This is a genomic window from Methylobacillus arboreus, from assembly GCF_020532725.1.
In the GTDB taxonomy this organism is placed as follows: domain Bacteria; phylum Pseudomonadota; class Gammaproteobacteria; order Burkholderiales; family Methylophilaceae; genus Methylobacillus; species Methylobacillus arboreus.
Window position 1 is genome coordinate 629,196 of sequence record NZ_JAJAVC010000011.1, and the last position, 17,275, is coordinate 646,470.

Below are 17,275 nucleotides of genomic sequence, written 5' to 3' on the forward strand. Positions count from 1 at the left end.
CATAGCAGGGTAAATATCGGATGCAAGCTGCTTCTCTTTAGCGATTGAATCGGTATTTGATCCCCCAAAACGGCAATAAAACCTGCTGAGTGCATGAAGGCTTAGTCCGTTAGGACCTGATACACAGCAGATAGCACTTGGCAAGTATGGCTCTGCGGTAAACAGCCGTGAGCCCAATGATAGCAAGGGGTTTCATATTATTAATTATATGACTTTTTAAGGATGAGGTTATTTGAGAGTTATATGAGAATAACTATAAGTTCTTTGTAATGGGGCAAGTCTGTTTATAATTTCTCTGGGGGGAATTTCATCGACAACAACTTTTAAGGAGTCCGTATGAATATTCTCAAAACAGCGCTTGGTTCTGCAACGCTAATAGTTGCTTCCTCTGGTGCGTATGCCGCCGACGTGGTGGACCTTGGCGAGTTGCATGCTGGTATCAATACTTATACCAACACTGTAGCTGCTGATAGTACATTCACCAATACCTTCAACTTCAGCTTGGCTGATATTTCGACAGGTACTTTCTCACTCAGTGATTTACCGCTCACCAATGGCGGAGTGAATGTTCTAGGTTTTAGTGATCTCAGTTTCAACCTCTATAACAGCTCTGATACATGGCTTGCTGGTTCTGTGGCAGGTGGCGAATTCACTTTTGCTAATCTGGATGCCGGAAGCTATTACATCAATGTAGAGGGCACCACCAATGGGGTAGCCGGTGGGGTTTATAGCGGTGCAGTCAGTATCCAAGCCGTGCCTGAGCCGAGCTCATACGCGCTTCTTGGTGTCGGTTTAGCGCTTGTGGGCGCAGTTGCCATGCGCAGGAGAAAAAACCTGAGCTAGCCCTTTAAATAGGATAAAAGCCACCTTCGGGTGGCTTTTTTAAATTCTGCTTTTTGATGATAGGTTCGAAGTGGGAGCACATGAGTGGTTAGACATTCAATCCGAATTAATGAGCGAGTAAATAGTAAAGCTTACCTGCAATTTCGAAAGGCAGATTATCGCCCTTGATAAATACTGGATGACAATAGACAAGTGTGGACGATATTGAATAAAAAACCCCGGAATCACTAGGATTTACCGGGGTTTAGTGTACTGCTCTGAATTGCGTTGAACAGGCATTTGGTGGAGCCGGGGGGAATCGAACCCCCGTCCGCAAGCCCTCCACAGACAGTTCTACATACTTAGCTGTGTTGTTTGATTTAACCTGATGCCCACCAACGAGCAAGCAAACAGCAGGCGAGTTACCTTGGATTTAATACAATATTAAGTAACCCAATATTGCACGATCCTCTCTAAATGACGCTGCTGCGGTTACCCGCCCGGCCGAGAGGCCCTCCGGTGCAGCGTCCAGCCGGGATTAAGCGGCTAGAGCGTAAGTTTCGTCGTTTGCGACTATACTTGTTCTAGTTTATTTACGAGGTGACTAGGCCTCGGTATGCCCTGCGCTGCTTTGTAACCCACGTCGAAACCGGGTCGGCCCCTGATGGTTTGAAGCTGTTGTATGACTACCCTTTGTAATGAAAGTTCTCAAGACAGTCGGGAGGCGGATTATAACCTTTCTGCAGATTTTCCGCCTGAGTTTGTCGTACTGCGACGTTTATTAGATGGCGTGTGGTTTAAAATTATCAAGAGGGGGGAGTTTGATGCCATGTTTTAGGCTATCAATGCTGGGTTAGCAATGTACTGCTTGGCTCGCCATTTTTTTGGAATAGGTGGGTCTGGTGTTTGAGGAGCTTAGTGATGCTCTGGGCAGGTAGTGGTTTGCTGAAGAGGTAGCCTTGCATTTTGTTGCAGCCCATTCTGTGCAGTGTTTTCATTTGCTGGAGGGTTTCTACACCTTCTGCAATCAGGTCCAGTTTGAAGCCTTTTGCAATGCCTGAGATGGCGGTGATGATGGGGACGCTTTCATTGTGGGTATTGATGTCCCCGACGAAGGATTTATCGATCTTGATGTTGTGGATGGGGAATTGCCTGAGATAGGAAAGTGATGAGTAGCAGGTACCAAAGTCATCCAGCGCAATTTTAATGCCGTGTTTGCCCAAGGCCTTGAGTTTTGCGATGGTGTTCTCGAGGTCTCTTACCAGCAGGTTTTCAGTAATTTCGATTTCAAAGAATTCCGGTTTGAGGTGCAGTCCTTCAATGTGACTGAGCGTTTTGGTGACAAAATTTTCTTCTTCCACCAGTTGCGGTGAGATATTGATGGCAAGCCTGAAGCTTAGCAAGCCTTCTTGATCCCAGCTCTGCATCTGCTGACAGGCTTCTCCCAACAGCATGTCGCTGAGAGGGAAGATGAGTCCGGTTTCTTCTGCAAGCGGGATGAATTCTGTCGGCGATATGGTGCCAAGTTCGGGATGGTGCCAGCGCGCCAGTGCTTCAAGGCCGATGATTTGCCGGGTTTCCACGTCAACCTGGGGTTGGTAGTGCAGGATGATTTGTTTCTTCTCAATCGCGCGTCTGAGCTCGTTTTCCATGGAGAGCTTTTTGTGGAACATGGCGTTCATGCTGGCTTCATAGTATTGATAGCCGTTTTTGCCGCGCCATTTGACATGGTACATGGCAATATCCGCGCTCTTGACCAGGGTTTCAATCGAGTCGCCATGGTCCGGGTAGAGCGCGATGCCGATACTGGATGAGATGAAGATTTCACGCTCATCCAGCAAGAAGGGGCGTTTGAGCTCGTCCACGATTTTGGCTGCCACGTGGCTTGCATCATCAGAATTTTGCAAGTCATGGAGGAGCAGGGTGAATTCATCACCTCCCATCCGGGCCAGTGTATCTTGCGCGCGCAGGCAGCCTGAAAGGCGCTGGGCGACGTGCTTTAGTAGTTCATCTCCATAAAAGTGGCCTAGGGTATCGTTGACCCATTTGAAGCGGTCCAGGTCCAGGAACATGATAGCCAACTGCTGTTTATTACGTTTGGCGTGATTGAGTGCCACATTGAGCCTGTCCTTGAACAAGGCGCGGTTGGGCAGGCCGGTCAGAGTGTCATGGTAAGCCTGGCGCGTGATGACTTCTTCCACTTTCTTGCGGTCGCTGATGTCGCGTGCCACACCATAGGTGCCGCTGAATGGGGTGCCAAGTTCGAGGGCGTTGTCATAAGTGCCGGTTGCGTTGAGGACGACAGTGATGAAGTTGATTTCAAAGTGGCGCAATTCACTGTCTTTGTCCTTGCATTTGAGGCGCAGCTCAATATTGCGTGTGGCCCGGTTGCCAGTGCGGCGTTCGTTGAATGCATAGGACGCGCGGTCAAAGTCATCGCTGTAGATAATTTCCGTATAGTGTTTGCCAATCAGGGATTCCCGCCTGTAGCCCAGCAGTGTTTCTACCCGGTGGTTGATGAAGGTGAAGCAACCGTTGTCATCCAGGGTGTAAATGATATCCGGAGAGCTGTTCACCAGGTATCGATAAAGATTTTCAGACTCTTCAAGCCTGGCGTGGATGTTGCGGTTCTGCGATTCCAGCCGTGATTTTTCAATCGCGTTTTCAATGGTGTGCAGCAATTCTTCCGGCTGGTAAGGTTTGCGTATGAAGTCGTAAGCGCCAAGGCGCATGGCTTCAATCGCGGCATTCAGCGTTTTTGTGCCACTGATCACGATGACAGGGAGATGGGCGGGATGCGTTGCAAGCTCTGTGAGAACATCAAAGCCGTTCATATCGGGCATGGAGAGGTCGAGCAACATCAGGTCAAATTTGATATCAGCGACGAGTTGCAGGGCATCCTTGCCCGAGGAACAGACTTCAGCGTTGTAACCATGCATTTGCAGCAGTTGCTGCAGGCTCTGGGCCAGGCGCTCGTTGTCATCAACAATCAACACATTGGGCCTGGACATCAGTTTGTCCACAATGCTAAGTGAGGTGGTATGTTGAGACATTGAGAGGGTTGCCTTAATTGTTGAGCACGGGATGCTGGCTGGCTTGTGTTGGCAGGCGGATATCGAAGCTTGTGCCTGTGCTGGAAGTGCGGCAGGCAATGCTGCCGCACAGGCCTTTGATCAGGTCATGACTGATTGCCAGTCCGATACCACTGTGCTTGCCATCTTTTGTTGTGGCGACAGGGCTGAACAGGTTGCTGAGAATCTTTTCCGGGATGCCCGGGCCGGTGTCGCTTACCTGAATCAATATGGCGGGCGGTCCTCCAGCCTGATTCTCGATAAAGGTGGAGATGGTGAGTGTGCCGCCATCGCTCATTGCCTCGGCTGCATTGCGTATCAGATTGACGAGCGCTTGCCGTACCTGGTACGGGATGGTTGTGATCTTGGGCAATTGAGGGTAGAGGCTGAGCACGACCTCTACGCCAGCAGGTTGCAGGTAGGTTTGCTGGTGCAGGGTAACGAGGTCGTTGATCAGCAGGTTGATGTCGGTGCTGGAGGCAATGTGATCTTGCTCATTGGAATACAGGTTGCCAATCAGGGAGCCGACACGGTCGATTTCTTCATTGACAATCGTGATGTCACGGTTGGGCATGCCATTAAGCAGCATCTTTTGTTCCAGAATGGCCAGGTAATTTTTGATCGTGGATAAAGGCGTGCTTGTTTCATGCACAAAGCGTTTGAGGCGTTCCTGATGTATCACGGCTTCAAGCTCTGATTCACTTGGCTCGTTGCTTGACACAACGCGTGCGGCAACAATTCTTGCAAGGGCAGACTGTACGTTAATCTGCTGTTTTGCAATCAGGAATTCTGATTGGTTCAAGGCAAAAACCATGATGCCGACCAAGGCGCTTTGCGCCAGCATGGGGACGCACAATATGCCATCCGTCTCACATATGCGCATGATCTGTTGGTCTGGCAATGAGGGTTTGAAGCCTTCAAATGCCTGGAAGCTATGGCACGGCGCCTTCTTGATCCATGCTGCTGTGATGATGCTGGTGGCAGGCTTTATAGGCAGGCTGAAGCTTTTGACCCATTCCTGATCCTCGGAAATCGGCATGCCGGAGAGGGTTTTTTTGCCCTCGTCAGGCACAAATAGCAATACCTGTCGCGCGTTGCATAGCAACCTGGAAATCTTGGGCAGCAATTCAAAAAAGCCATCCTGCTGGCTTGCCTGACCGCAAGTGGATTCCAGATGGTTGATCAAGGCGGTGTTCATGACTCCCTGGACCAGCAGGTTTTTGCTGGAAGGTGCGAGCGTTTGTGCTGGCCTGAAATTTGCGCTCAAGGCTTGCACCAGCGCTTCGATATCAGGGTCTTGGGCATCCCAGTCATGTTTGCTGGTGTGGGCAGTGCCGACATTGATACCGAGCGAGTCGGACAGGATATGTACCTGGGAGATTGCTAGGCTCATGATTTCATTAATGCTTGTCGTATCCAGGGCAAACCATTTTTTTGCCAGGATCAGGGCGGAATGGTGCTCGGTTCTGCGCTCAGTCAGCAGCAGGTTTGCCAGGTAGACGATTTTGACTAGGGCTGGTGTGTGTTCTACCTGTGCTGCAGGCAGGTGGTGGTATGCCACGGCATCTTCAAGGAAGGACTTGATGTTCCAGTTGCGGATGATCCAGGCGCCGAGCTCGCAATGATCAATGCCAAAATGGGCGACTTCACTTTCCATGTAGCCGGGTAGCGAGTCATCAATCGCGAAAAATGCCGGATATTTGCTCTTGAATCCGCTCAGCAGGCCCAACCTGCCAATGTTATGCAATAGGCCGGCGACATAAGCCTCATCGGGGGAGGCCGACATCGTACGTGCTGCAATGGACTTGGCAATGACCGCACAGCGTAAGGAGTGGTACCAGTAGTGCTCAATGTTTTGATTGCTCTGCTCGTAGTAATCATTGAACATCCGCTGACAGATGATGCTGAGCGTCAGCATTTTTACCATGTCCCAGCCAAGGATGATGATGCCGGTCCGAATAGAGAGAACAGGCTGGCGATCGCGACGATAAGCCGCGGAGTTGGCGACTTCAAGTACGCGAGCACTGATGACCACATCCATCTCAATCAGGTTGGCCAATTGTTCCAGGCCGGAATTCTCGTCCTGCAATGTCTCCAGTAGCCTGGTAAGGATTTGTGGAACGGAAGGCAATGCACTGATTGTGGCATTATTCAGAACAATTTGAGCACCAGCTGCACTGCACATTATCTAACATTCCCCATAAGGATTTTCATGGTAAATCAATTAGTTGCATTGTCGGCTTGAATTGTGGTTTTTATGCTTATGCCGAACTTGTCCGAGGAGCGTGCCTCGCTTTTTTATTTGCCTGTGTATAGACCTGAACACCATAAAATTAATTGAATAAGACTTGTGCTAATGCACTCTTAATAAACTACTTTAGCATTGAGCTGCAAGATAGTTAATACTTTTTTGCACCTGTATTGCTATCAGTAAGTTTATAACGGCTTTTTTCGAAATTTATTTAGGATGCTAAATGATTTTTTGTATTGTACGGTCTTTTGTGGCACGAGCATGACGCAGGACCAAGTCTGCTGGTTGGTAGAAACGCTCTGGCAATAACAGGAAGTTTTGACCTTGCCTGCATCATTGCCTGTCTCTAGACTGGCAGGGCATTGCAGATGCAAGAACTTGATAATGATGAGATTAAAACCGAGGAGTGATCATGACTGTGCAGTACTTGAACAAAAGTAACTTCAAGCAAACGATAGAAAATAATGCGTTTGTGATTGTGGATTTCTGGGCACCCTGGTGTGAGCCTTGTGTCTCGTTCACCCCGACCTTTGAGGCAGCATCCCAAGCCCATGCTGATATTGTGTTTGCCATGGTCAATATTGATGAGGACCCTGAAATAAGCAATTATTTCAATGTAAAGCAGATTCCTGCCGTCATGCCGATCCGCGACCAGATCGTGGTCGACGCGCAAGTGGGGGAGATGAGCACCAGCGAACTGGAAAAGGCGATCAAGGCGTGGGGCGAGTTTGATGTGACGGAGGTCAATCGCCACTTCAATGAAAAGGCGGCGATTTAGCAATTAACCTACAAGAGCGGCTAACAATACTCTCCAAGCGTTGTTGCCTTGCCGTACTACTTGTACTGTCTATGGCAGAGCGCCTAGCCAGGAACGCTTCGCTGAGTTTTATTAGCCGCTCTAAAAACGCCGGGCAGAGTCCCCGGCGTTTTTTGTGATCACTGCTGTTGTGCCTTGAGTTGTTTTAGGTCATCAATAATTTCTTGTGAGTGCTGAGAAGTGTCAACGCTCAGGTAGGTCTTGGCGATATTGCCTTTGGGGTCGATCAAGAAGGTATAGCGTTTGGCGATCTTGATGATGCCCAGGTTGGTCAAGGCGCCATAGCTGTCTGCCACCTTGCCATCGATATCAGACAGCAAAGGGAAGGGCAGGCTATATTTCTCGGCAAATTTGGCATGCGAGTCGGAGTCATCCACGCTGATGCCGACAACCTTCGCACCGAGTTTTTCCAGTTGAAACATATCATCACGGAAGCTGCAGGCCTCTTTGGTGCAGCCAGGCGTGTCGTCCTTGGGGTAGAAGTACAGTACCAGCCATTGACCGGCATAATCCGTAAGGCGGTGTTGTTCTTTCTTGGCGTCGGGCAAGGTGAAGTTGGGCGCTAGCGATCCTGGTTTGGGCACAGGGGCGGCATGTACGGAACGGAATACCATCAGCGCTACCAGGCCCAGCGCAATAACGATAGAAAAAATTTTCAGCATGTTTCCTCCAGGAGGTATGCAGGCAGATGCGCTGCTTATCAAGGCAAGTAATTGAAATTGAATGACATCAGTATAGCTTGCCAGAGCGAAATGGTTGAGCCGCTTTTGCTGGGGTTCAAAGTTTATGCAAAAAATCCCTGGGAGCCTCTTCCCAAATCAAAAAAATCCTGTAGAATCCCGCTCCTCAGTCAGGCAGGGTGCTTAGCTCAGTTGGTAGAGCGTCGCCCTTACAAGGCGAATGTCGGCGGTTCGACCCCGTCAGCACCCACCATCCGCCTGAGTGAGAAAAGCCATCGGGTTGACCACCTGATGCAGAGTCAAGGAGCGGTAGTTCAGTTGGTTAGAATACCGGCCTGTCACGCCGGGGGTCGCGGGTTCGAGCCCCGTCCGCTCCGCCAGAAAAAGCGAACCTTCGGGTTCGCTTTTTTATTTTCATATGCGTCATTTGACTGATATGCGCGCTTGAACATCTTGCGGCAAGATAATGCAAACAGAATCAGGAGTACGCTTACATGCATCCATCCATTGTTTTGTCCGTGTCGCTGTTTTTGTTTCCTGCTGCCATATCGGCCACAGAGTGGGAATCGCTGGTCAAGAAGCCAGGAGCCGAGCTTTTGGTGGATCTGGATTCTTATGATGAGAGCGGGGCTTATTCTTCCATACTCGCCAAGCTGGAAACGCGTTCAAAGCAGCACGTTGCCAAGCAAATGAAGCTGGAGTTTGATTGTGACAAGCAAACCTATCGCACACTGGCAACCGCATCATTCGATGCAAAAGGCAAGTTGTTGAACCAGACGCCTGGTTCACGCGAATTTCAGCCCTTGCACCAGGATGAAAATGCCCAGACCATTGCTGGTCTGGTCTGCCAGGTTCGGCGCATGGTCAACCCATCGTCTTGAGTTTGGATTCTAAGAGCCTGTTCACCAAATCCAGCAGCATGTTTTAACCCGGCGATATTACTGGAGGGTATTCAACCAGCTCATCAGGCAAGCTGGGAAATGAAGGTATATCCGGCCAAGGTTATCGCGTAAAACGTCTGCCAGGCCTTTGTGTGCGGGGTGCCCCTGCCTCAATATGCCTGAAGATTACTCTGCCTTTGGCCAGGTCGTAGGGCGACAGTTCTACAGTGACTCGGTCACCCGCCAATATACGGATATGGTGCTTGCGCATCTTTCCGCCAGTATAGGCAACCAGGGCATGTCCATTATCCAGGGTCACGCGAAAGCGTGAGTCCGGCAGTATCTCATCCACTTTACCTTGCATCTCGATCAGTTCTTCTTTAGCCATGTAGACTCCTTATAGATTTTATTGGATAGATAAATTGGATCAGGCAAACGCCTGGGGATTGCTTAGCCAGACATGGCCTTGACTGGCGGCATGGTTGAGCGCTTTTTCACTGCTCACGAATTCTGGCTCGAAGCTGTAGATGCGGCAGTGAGTGCTGCTGCCCTGGCCGCTGCGAATTGATACTGACGCGGTAAAGCGCCCATTCTCGTTAATGCGGAAGATGGGGGTGATCAGGTATCGTCCAACCATAAAAGGTTTGGTAGTAGGTAATTTCATAGATATCAATGCTTATGTAGCCTTAGGCTACAACCTTAAAAGTAATAGGCTATGCTGCTAGTTTCAGATAAAAGCGCAGCGTCGATGATCACGGTACGGTAAAAATCCGTCCGGAGAGGCTTGCCGTTGGGGGAAGTTTGACCACCGATATGGCCTTCATGAGGCGACTGGTGGGTTTAGGTGGCGGTGATATTGGGGGAACCGCAGCCTGTTCAGACTTGCTGTAGAAAAGGTAAGCAATTAGCTACAGGACAGCTAGTCTAATGATTAATAGTCATTATGTCCAGTAAGTTAGGGTTTCTTGGGCCTGAATCTAGTGCAGGCGAGCAAATATCCGTCACTAATTGGGTGCAATTTCTTCTTAGGCTAGTTTAAAAATAGGTCAGCCCAAGTACTTGTGTTGCGCAATAAAGCTTGCGGTCAACGCACCAGTTCGGCTTTGAATCTACGCGTTGCTGCCAGGCCTGCGGGGGAGTCATGCATGGCAGGGGTCATCCAGGCTTCCAGCAGGCGCATGCGTGCCTGTTTGTCGTTGATCGAATCAAGCTGCTGGTGGAACAGGCGTTGTTCCTGCGATTGCGCCTTGTCTTCTGGCCTTCCAAGTTGAATGACATTGCTGGCCGGGCTTGGAGTCAAGGATTGCTGGATGGTTTGCCGTTTCTGCACACGCCATGACTCACCTAGCCGTTCCCGTCTGGGAAGCTGCTCCAGGGCATCGCTTGCAATCCAGTCATATACAACCTGTTTTTCATATGGGGTAAATACACCAAACATCTGGCCTTGGCTGCCGTCAATCAGCTTCCAAAAGCGCGAGGTCTTGGGGTCTTGGTTTCGAACGATCCAGCCGCCATCTTGCAGAGCCTGCAATAAGGCAGGGATCTGATGTGGGGCGGACAGCCATTCCTGCAGGTTGCGGCCGCCAATCCGGCAATGGTTGTTGTGCATGTGTTGTCCCAGGATGGCTTTTTCCTGGAATATACGCACAACTTCTTCTTCCAACTTGAATGCGTTAATGATTTGCACGGTGCCTAGGCCCTGGTTGCTGAGTCTCGCCCCATTGAGCAGGCGCCGAATGAAGTCCTGCTGGTCACTGTATCGCGACATGATATTGCGCACCGCATTCACCGCTTTGACGGCATGCCCGGAAAGCGCATTATCAATGGTGATATGCAGCGTGAAGTAAAACGGATCGATATTGAGTTCATCGAGTTCGGTAGTGGTAATCAACAAATGCAAAGGCAATTGCTCATAAGCCAGGTTGAAGCCGATGACTTCAGGCTGATACTGATCGGCAACGGTAGCCAGGGCTAACTGAATAGCGCCCTGGGTAAAGTAATCGGGAGGCAGGTGCTGCCATCGCTCGCAACCATGGGTGCGCAGCAGTTTGCGGTAAATAGCCACATGATTCTGCTCCTCGATGCCGTCGCCCAGCTCTTCCAGGTAAATGTCGATAAGTTCACTGAATGCGGGATCTTCCCAATGTTTCACCATGCCATACAGCCAGGAACCATCCACCATCTTGGTCGGCGCCACGCGATTCAGAAAGTAAAGCGCATGCGCCTTGCTGCTGAAATAGCGCCGCGGGGCTCCTTGCTTGCGATGATTCAGATATTGCTGATATTCGGCACCGGCAGCTTGGCTACTATGCACTATCCAGTCTTCCAATTGTTCTATTGTCTCGGGAATGGAAGAGGGGGCATCGGCACATGCTGCTATTTGCCGCTGCAGGAATTCCGCAGCACTGGCCCGGCTGTTTTCCTTGTCAGCCTCGTGCAACAGCTTGAAGTACAAGTCGCGTGCATCCTTGCAAGGGGCCGCCGCGGTTTGTAAAGAGGGTGCAATTGTTCGGGTCAACATTGGTCAATAATTCCTGTGATGGCTGAGTGAGCCCTTGAGCTTGTAATTTTTATGCGCTGCCGCCCTGGTCGTTATCAGTCTCGGGATTAAACTGTTGTAAGACTGGGACGACATTCAAACCTGGTTCAGTTTGTTAAGCTGGAGCCCAATCACACTTGGGTACTTTTACTTGAAAGAACATATTGGCTATGAATAACCGTCTCCAAGCGCCTGAGCAGAGTGAAGCCCTGGTTGCCGTTCTCCAATGGCTGAAACGGCAGCAATACGAGTTCACTACCATTACGCCCGCAAGCCACAGTTTGGTGAATCAGCGCCCCGGAAATGAAACTGCCAGGGATATTACAGGCATCCTGGGTTGGAGCAGGCTTTTTACCGCGGAAATAGCTGGCCGGGAACTCTTTGACCTTTTGCAGCAGGCGAATGTCCTGAGTGCGGAGGGCGGGCTATGGCGCTGTAGCTTGCGGGTTTCAAGTCTAGCCGGGCATTTGTTCCTGCATTCTGCATTTCCTACGACTGACGGTGATACCGTGTTCTTCGGACCAGACACCTATCGCTTTGCGAATGCGATTTCCCAATATCTCGCCTTGCATAAGCCGCATGTACAGCGGGCAGTCGACATAGGGACCGGCAGTGGCGCTGCGGCCACTCTCCTGGCACAAGAGTTTCCCGGTGCACAGGTATATGGGGTGGATATCAATGAACAATCCCTGAAGCTGGCGCATGTCAATGGGGTTGCCAGTGGCTTGACCAATCTTCATTGGCGCTTCAGCAATCTGTTGAATGATTTGGAGGGTGAGTTTGGCCTGATCGTGGCTAACCCTCCCTATCTTGTCGACGACTCTGCGCGCATTTACCGCCATGGCGGAGGTTTGCTTGGTGCAGAGTTGTCCTTGAAAATCGTGGAAGCTGCCATGCAGCGGCTTGCGCCAAACGGCGTGTTGCTGCTGTACACAGGCGTGGCTATCGTTGATGGCAGGGATCTGTTTTTATCAGCAATAAAGACACTGTCAAATATCGGCAACATGCAATATGAGTATCGGGAAATCGATCCGGATATTTTTGGAGAGGAATTACAAAATCCTGCTTATGTTGATGCTGACCGCTTGGCCGCGGTGGTGCTCACTCTACGAAAATTGTGAAATAAATAATAGCAAGCTCCAGGGCCTACCGCTTTTTCTTGTACGGGCATAGGTATTTGCCCTGCTAAACTGACTTGTTAGCAGGGCACGTGCCAGCCATCTTAATTGCTTTGATTACCCATTGATGATGCTTCCGCCATTGGCATGAATTACTTGGCCGGTGATGTAAGAACCATCGTTTGAGGCCAGGAGCACATAGGCTGGCGCAACTTCACTTGGCTGCCCTGGCCTTCCCAGCAGTGTTTTCTTGCCAAATTCCCGCACATGTTCAGGCGAAAAACTGGCTGGAATCAACGGCGTCCAGATAGGGCCGGGCGCGACTGCATTCACATTGATGCCCCGGTCTGCCAGCTCTATCGCCAGTGACCGGGTAAACGCTACCACAGCCCCTTTCGTCGAAGAGTAGTCCAATAAGGCAGGACTGCCTCTATAGGCTGTCACCGAGGCTGTATTGATGATTCTTGAACCCCTTTCCAATACAGGCAATGCCGCCTTGGTCAGGTAGAACATGGAGAAGATATTGGTTCTGAAAGTATGCTCCAGCTGCTCCTGAGTGATATCTTCTATACTGTTTTGCGGGTATTGCTGGGCTGCATTGTTAACAAGAATATCGAGGTGCCCAAGCTGCTTCAGCGTTTGGGCGACCAGCTCTTCGCAGAACTGCGGGTCGCCAACATCTCCCTGAATGGCAATGCCTTCGCTGCCTTGCTCACGGATTAGTTCTACGGTTTTCTCTGCGTCCTCTATCTCATCATCAGACAGGAAGTTGATGGCTACATCAGCTCCCTCCCTGGCAAAGTGGACAGCGACTGCTCTGCCTATGCCGCTGTCACCACCAGTAATGATGGCAACCTTGCCTTCAAGCTTCCCGCTGCCCTGGTATGCCTCATCAATATACTGAGGCCGTGGCTCCATTTCACTTTCTACGCCAGGCTGTTGATACTGGTGTTGGGCTGGCTGGTTAATATCGCGGTGATCTTTTTCAGAAACATGGTCTAGAGTCATTTCGCTTTCCTTTTATCTGTTGGAAGATGGCTCCAGCCTAAAGAGAGATGGCGCCTGCAGTTAATCCAAGGCTGTCTGATATGAGTGTGAGACTAAAGCAACATTTTTGCTGGGTAGTGGCGTTTATTGACTAAGGCCCAATGGACGGTGACCATTGCCTGGCTATTTGCGCGCGCCTCTTCTTATCTAAAACTTGTTTAGTAGTAGAGATTAGCCTTGGTGTTGAAATGCCTGGGGGTTTGGCCAGGACAATAGGACGGAAGGTTGTTTGGTATCGCTCTAGAGGTCTTGCAGTGACCGCTTCAGGTAAGCAGAGTTTTCCATTTGATCAATTGCGCGATGGAGTTCCAGGATCAATGCTACTGCTTGATCAGCAGTCAATACATATTGTGGCCCCGTGGTTGCATCTTCAGGCTGTTGTCCTGGATCACTCAGGTAAGCAGGAGAAAACACGATGAGACCATTTTCAGGGATGGCGGTGGTGGTAAATGTGACGACGGGGAATAGGGAAGCTGAATCCTGTTGGCCCATAGAACGCCCTCTTCGGTTGAAAGTATTTGTGTTAAATGACGTTGGTTCAAACCAGCAAGCAGTGTAAAACTACTTGCTGATAACGTCAGCTTACATTAACGGTTTTTGTGGCTTTGGCTGCCAGCCTTGGCGTGTTGTTCACTTGTGCCGCCACGAGTATTTCTGCCAGCCGCAGATTGCGGCTGATTCTTATGACTCTGGCTACCAGCTTTCGCATGTTGCTGACTAGTGCCGCCTTGCTTATTTGACGTATTTGCCATGATTATCTCCTTTGGGCCTCGCTCCAGAAAGTACGTTGCTTGAATAATGTTATTTCTGGATTAAGAGGTCATTGGTTAAAAGCAACGTAACTCTAGATTAATTCTTACTTCCGGCACCATTCATCCGTTATCTTCCGAAAAGGCCGTAAGTTTTTCATAACAGCTTTTACTTTCGACGATGTTTGGATAATCGCGGCGTATTATTGAATATTTGGTATTCTTAGTGTCAAAATCACCCGCGGGTTAACCGAGTCAACAATAAAAAACCCCGCCGGAGCGGGGTTTAAATTATGACTGTAGGTATTGGTGAGCTTTAATCATTAAAGTAGCAAGGTCTTAGCTCTGCTCTTGCCAAGCTCTTTAAGTAGTAGCTTGTAGGTATCAATATCAAAAGAGAAAGCCAGCCGAGTACTGCGCATAGAATCAAGCTCTGCTTCATCCTCCACGCTGCCAAGGTAGCACCAATGTTCGAACACATGGATGACGGACTTGCCTAAAGTATCACTGGTTTCGCGTATTCCCAGCTTGCTAGGGTAGGGCCATGATTTCAGTTGATGGCTGATGAGGGCCTGTTTCAATCTCAAATAATGTAGCTCTGGTGCTTCCTGACCACAGCATATTCCCTTGCAACGCTTGAGCTGGTGTGAAAAACAAGGCCCCTTGCCCGTTTCCAGCCCAAGCCATTGAGAGCAGAGGTTGTTGGCTTCTGCAATCTGCCGCAAGGCTCCTATCGCTTGCCGCTTAGTTCTGTAGGTGCCATACAAATGCCCCAAGGTTTCTGGCTGCATCTCATCCTGGTTTACTAAAGTGAGCAAAGGTGCCTGCAATGCTGTTTCGGACAGTTGCCAGGAGCACAGTTGCCGCTCACGGCGAAGTTGGCGATTATGAATGGGTTGGCGCTCTTTGATCAGTCTCGCTTCAAGCAGCAAAGCCCCGAACTCTCCCGCGGTCTCCATCCACTCTACATGCTTGACTTCCTGCGTAATCCGCATACCTTGGGCACGGGCATGATCGCTGTTGAAATGTGAAAGAACCCGGGCGCGGATATTCACGCTCTTGCCTACATAAAGTGGCAGCTCATTGTCTCCATAGAATAGGTAAACCCCGGGGCCTTCAGGCATATCATCCAGCAGCTTGGGATCAAGCCCCACTGGGAGTGACTGGCTTTTGAGTAACTCCTGGGCGGCAGCTTGCAGCTGTTGTACTCCATGTTCTGCAGCTGCAATATCCAGGAATGCCTCCATGACTTCCACATCCCCCATTGCCCGGTGCCTGGCACCACAATGAATGCCATGCCGGGCGATGATCGCATCCAGCCCATGGCTTTTATGTTCAGGATACAGGCGCCGGGAAAGCTTGACCGTACATAACACCTTTTGTCGCAAGGAGATACCCAGCCTTTTAAACTCGCTTTTGAGGAAGCCATGATCAAAGCGGACGTTATGCGCGCACAGCACGGCACCGTGCAGGTATTCAAGCAGTTCGTGCGCCACCTCTGTGAATAGCGGCGCATCCTTGACCATGGTGTTATCGATGCCGGTGATACCTTCGATGAATGCGGAAATGTGCATTTCCGGATTGACCAGAGTTTGCCAGCGTTTGACCTCCATCCCATTCTCATATCGCACCAAGCCAATCTCGGTAATGCGATCTTTTACGGGCGTAGCGCCCGTAGTTTCGAGGTCCAACAGAACATAAGCAGGTAACATGAGGATCAGTAATTAAGGCTGTACATTTGTACAGCATGCTAAAGCGTTTGGTTTTTGCAGTCTATGTGAAATCGCTATCAATACAATAGCAATAAAAAGCGCGCCTGAATGGGTTGGCTGCCCAGTCAAGGAAACAGAAATAGCTCTAAACGGCAACTGTGGAATTTCGTGGCTGGAACACGGTGTAAAGCTAGGTATAAGTGCCTGTCAGCTTTCGCTGATGTTTTTAAGTTCACGGTATGCATTGGAATAAACAGGAATGATTTAATGCAGTTCGTTATCTTTACATAAGCTTGGTGAGAACATGCTTGAGTGAAATGCCGTTGGGTAATACTTCTGCATCTAAGAGATTGCCCAAAATGACTTGAGCTGCTTCACTGTTGCCTTGACTGTGTTGAAGAAGGGCTTGTGCATATAATCCAGAAAATGACTCTCGATCTAGACCAAGGGCGCGACGGATTGAGTTTTGTGCATCGTCAATCTTACCTCTGATAAGGTGAATGATAGCTAAGGTTCCGTGAGTTTCAGAAAAATTCGGATCAACTCTTAGGGATTGCTGAGTGCTCTCTTCTGCTTGGTCAATATTATGTTGAGCTAAATAGCACCAGATTAATGTTTGCCAAGTGCCTAGGTGGTTAGGCATGTACTGTAGTGCTGAATGCAAATTTTCAATCGCGGAAGCAAAATTTTTCTGCAGCATCTCAGCCATTGCTTTTCCCAGCCATGCTCTGCCATGATTTTGTTTGGAGTTTAAGGCTAGGGAGAAATATTCGGATGCTTTAGCTGTATCTTGCTCTGCAAGTGCGAGCGTGCCTAATGTTGAAAATGCATCTGCATTGCTTTGTTCTGAAGAGATGGCCTTCTCGGCATGTATTTTTGCTGCATCAAAATTCATATCATCTATATAAAGTGATGACAGCATTCCATGTAAGACTCTATCTTCCTCATATTGAGTGACGATACGTAATGCAAGCGCAATCGCCTCATCTATCTCCGCCAGATGGTGATGTAGCTGTACTTTGAGATGTGCCATTTGAGGCAGAATTGGGTATTGATCTTCAGCGTCAGTTAGCAAATTAAGCGAATTTTGAAATTGCTTTTCCAGAGCTAAGCAATAAGCTAAGTTATAGCGAATGCTGGGCTCGGTAATGCCTTGATCAATCAATTTATTGAAAATCGACTTTGCCAACTCAATGTTACCTTCCGCCAAAGCTGATAACCCCAGCAAGGCTCTTGCTTGCTGATTACTATCGTCGATTTCCAGTGCTTGTTGGGTGAGTTTCTTTGTAAGGGGAAGATCACCTGATTGATAAGCACAATCTGCTGTAGAGAGCATGAGGGGTAGATTGTGAGGATCCTGTTCTAGGAAACCCAAAAAGCGTTCAAGCTGAGTAGCTGACATATTGATTCTCAATCGATAGAGCACACAAAGTTAGCATAAATTACCTCACAAGCTTAAGATTTGTGTACATTTTAAAATTTTTTCATACTCCCCCTAAACTGAGGTAGGTTTCCCCGGAAGTCTTGTTTATAAGGGGCGAGGCCGGCTTGCCCTGACATCACAAGGATGGAGAGCAGGGATGGTATC

General features: G+C 49.4%; 14 protein-coding genes, 2 tRNA genes and 1 other RNA gene. 6 read left to right on the forward strand and 11 right to left on the reverse strand.

The genetic code is table 11. The annotated features are described in order from the left end of the window. The first annotated feature begins 336 nt into the window (after positions 1–336). A complete protein-coding gene (locus LG198_RS13975; protein WP_230343788.1) occupies positions 337–843 on the forward strand; it encodes an FxDxF family PEP-CTERM protein in 507 nt (168 codons plus the stop codon). A 280-nt stretch (positions 844–1,123) separates the two neighbouring features. Here LG198_RS13975 and ssrA read toward each other — a convergent pair. From ssrA to LG198_RS13990, 3 genes are all read right to left on the reverse strand, one after another. Beyond that, positions 1,124–1,484: a transfer-messenger RNA gene (ssrA, locus tag LG198_RS13980) on the reverse strand. 180 nt (positions 1,485–1,664) lie between these two features. After that, positions 1,665–3,875 (reverse strand): EAL domain-containing protein, encoded by a 2,211-nt coding sequence (locus LG198_RS13985; RefSeq protein WP_230343789.1) that lies wholly within the window; start codon positions 3,873–3,875, stop codon positions 1,665–1,667. Positions 3,876–3,888: 13 nt separating this feature from the next. Beyond that, complete coding sequence (locus LG198_RS13990; protein ID WP_230343790.1) at positions 3,889–6,078, reverse strand: HDOD domain-containing protein; 2,190 nt, start codon at positions 6,076–6,078, stop codon at positions 3,889–3,891. A 478-nt stretch (positions 6,079–6,556) separates the two neighbouring features. On the opposite strand from LG198_RS13990, the gene LG198_RS13995 reads away from it, so the two are divergent. Continuing rightward, positions 6,557–6,922: a thioredoxin family protein gene (locus tag LG198_RS13995; protein WP_230343791.1), complete on the forward strand. Its 366-nt coding sequence runs from the start codon at positions 6,557–6,559 to the stop codon at positions 6,920–6,922. A 158-nt stretch (positions 6,923–7,080) separates the two neighbouring features. Here the strand turns inward: LG198_RS13995 and LG198_RS14000 are convergent, their stop codons facing one another. Beyond that, complete coding sequence (locus LG198_RS14000; protein WP_230343792.1) at positions 7,081–7,623, reverse strand: peroxiredoxin; 543 nt, start codon at positions 7,621–7,623, stop codon at positions 7,081–7,083. Between the two features lie 195 nt (positions 7,624–7,818). On the opposite strand from LG198_RS14000, the gene LG198_RS14005 reads away from it, so the two are divergent. From LG198_RS14005 to LG198_RS14015, 3 genes are all read left to right on the forward strand, one after another. Then, positions 7,819–7,894, forward strand: a tRNA-Val gene (locus tag LG198_RS14005). Between the two features lie 50 nt (positions 7,895–7,944). Further along, positions 7,945–8,021 (forward strand) — tRNA-Asp (locus LG198_RS14010). A gap of 114 nt (positions 8,022–8,135) precedes the next feature. Beyond that, positions 8,136–8,522 (forward strand): surface-adhesin E family protein, encoded by a 387-nt coding sequence (locus LG198_RS14015; RefSeq protein ID WP_230343793.1) that lies wholly within the window; start codon positions 8,136–8,138, stop codon positions 8,520–8,522. A 121-nt stretch (positions 8,523–8,643) separates the two neighbouring features. Here LG198_RS14015 and infA read toward each other — a convergent pair whose 3' ends face one another. The 3 genes from infA to LG198_RS14030 form a co-directional block, all read right to left on the reverse strand. Then, the gene (gene infA / locus LG198_RS14020; protein ID WP_230343794.1) at positions 8,644–8,910 is read right to left on the reverse strand and encodes a translation initiation factor IF-1; all 267 of its coding nucleotides are present in this window, start codon (positions 8,908–8,910) and stop codon (positions 8,644–8,646) included. 39 nt (positions 8,911–8,949) lie between these two features. Then, a complete protein-coding gene (locus LG198_RS14025) occupies positions 8,950–9,186 on the reverse strand; it encodes a hypothetical protein (RefSeq protein WP_230343795.1) in 237 nt (78 codons plus the stop codon). A 420-nt stretch (positions 9,187–9,606) separates the two neighbouring features. Further along, positions 9,607–11,043, reverse strand: a complete 1,437-nt coding sequence (locus tag LG198_RS14030; RefSeq protein WP_230343796.1) for an iron-containing redox enzyme family protein — start codon at positions 11,041–11,043, stop codon at positions 9,607–9,609. Positions 11,044–11,231: 188 nt separating this feature from the next. On the opposite strand from LG198_RS14030, the gene LG198_RS14035 reads away from it, so the two are divergent. Next, a complete protein-coding gene (locus tag LG198_RS14035; RefSeq protein ID WP_230343797.1) occupies positions 11,232–12,182 on the forward strand; it encodes a methyltransferase in 951 nt (316 codons plus the stop codon). Positions 12,183–12,296: 114 nt separating this feature from the next. Here LG198_RS14035 and LG198_RS14040 read toward each other — a convergent pair whose 3' ends face one another. From LG198_RS14040 to LG198_RS14055, 4 genes are all read right to left on the reverse strand, one after another. After that, on the reverse strand, positions 12,297–13,187 hold the full coding sequence (locus LG198_RS14040) for an SDR family oxidoreductase (protein ID WP_230343798.1): 891 nt from the start codon (positions 13,185–13,187) through the stop codon (positions 12,297–12,299). A gap of 279 nt (positions 13,188–13,466) precedes the next feature. Next, positions 13,467–13,718: a hypothetical protein gene (locus tag LG198_RS14045; protein ID WP_230343799.1), complete on the reverse strand. Its 252-nt coding sequence runs from the start codon at positions 13,716–13,718 to the stop codon at positions 13,467–13,469. A 580-nt stretch (positions 13,719–14,298) separates the two neighbouring features. Beyond that, positions 14,299–15,687 carry an exonuclease domain-containing protein gene (locus LG198_RS14050; RefSeq protein ID WP_230343800.1) on the reverse strand — a complete coding sequence of 463 codons (1,389 nt, stop codon included), beginning with the start codon at positions 15,685–15,687 and terminating at the stop codon, positions 14,299–14,301. 283 nt (positions 15,688–15,970) lie between these two features. Further along, positions 15,971–17,089: a tetratricopeptide repeat protein gene (locus LG198_RS14055; RefSeq protein WP_230343801.1), complete on the reverse strand. Its 1,119-nt coding sequence runs from the start codon at positions 17,087–17,089 to the stop codon at positions 15,971–15,973. Between the last annotated feature and the right edge of the window lie 186 nt (positions 17,090–17,275).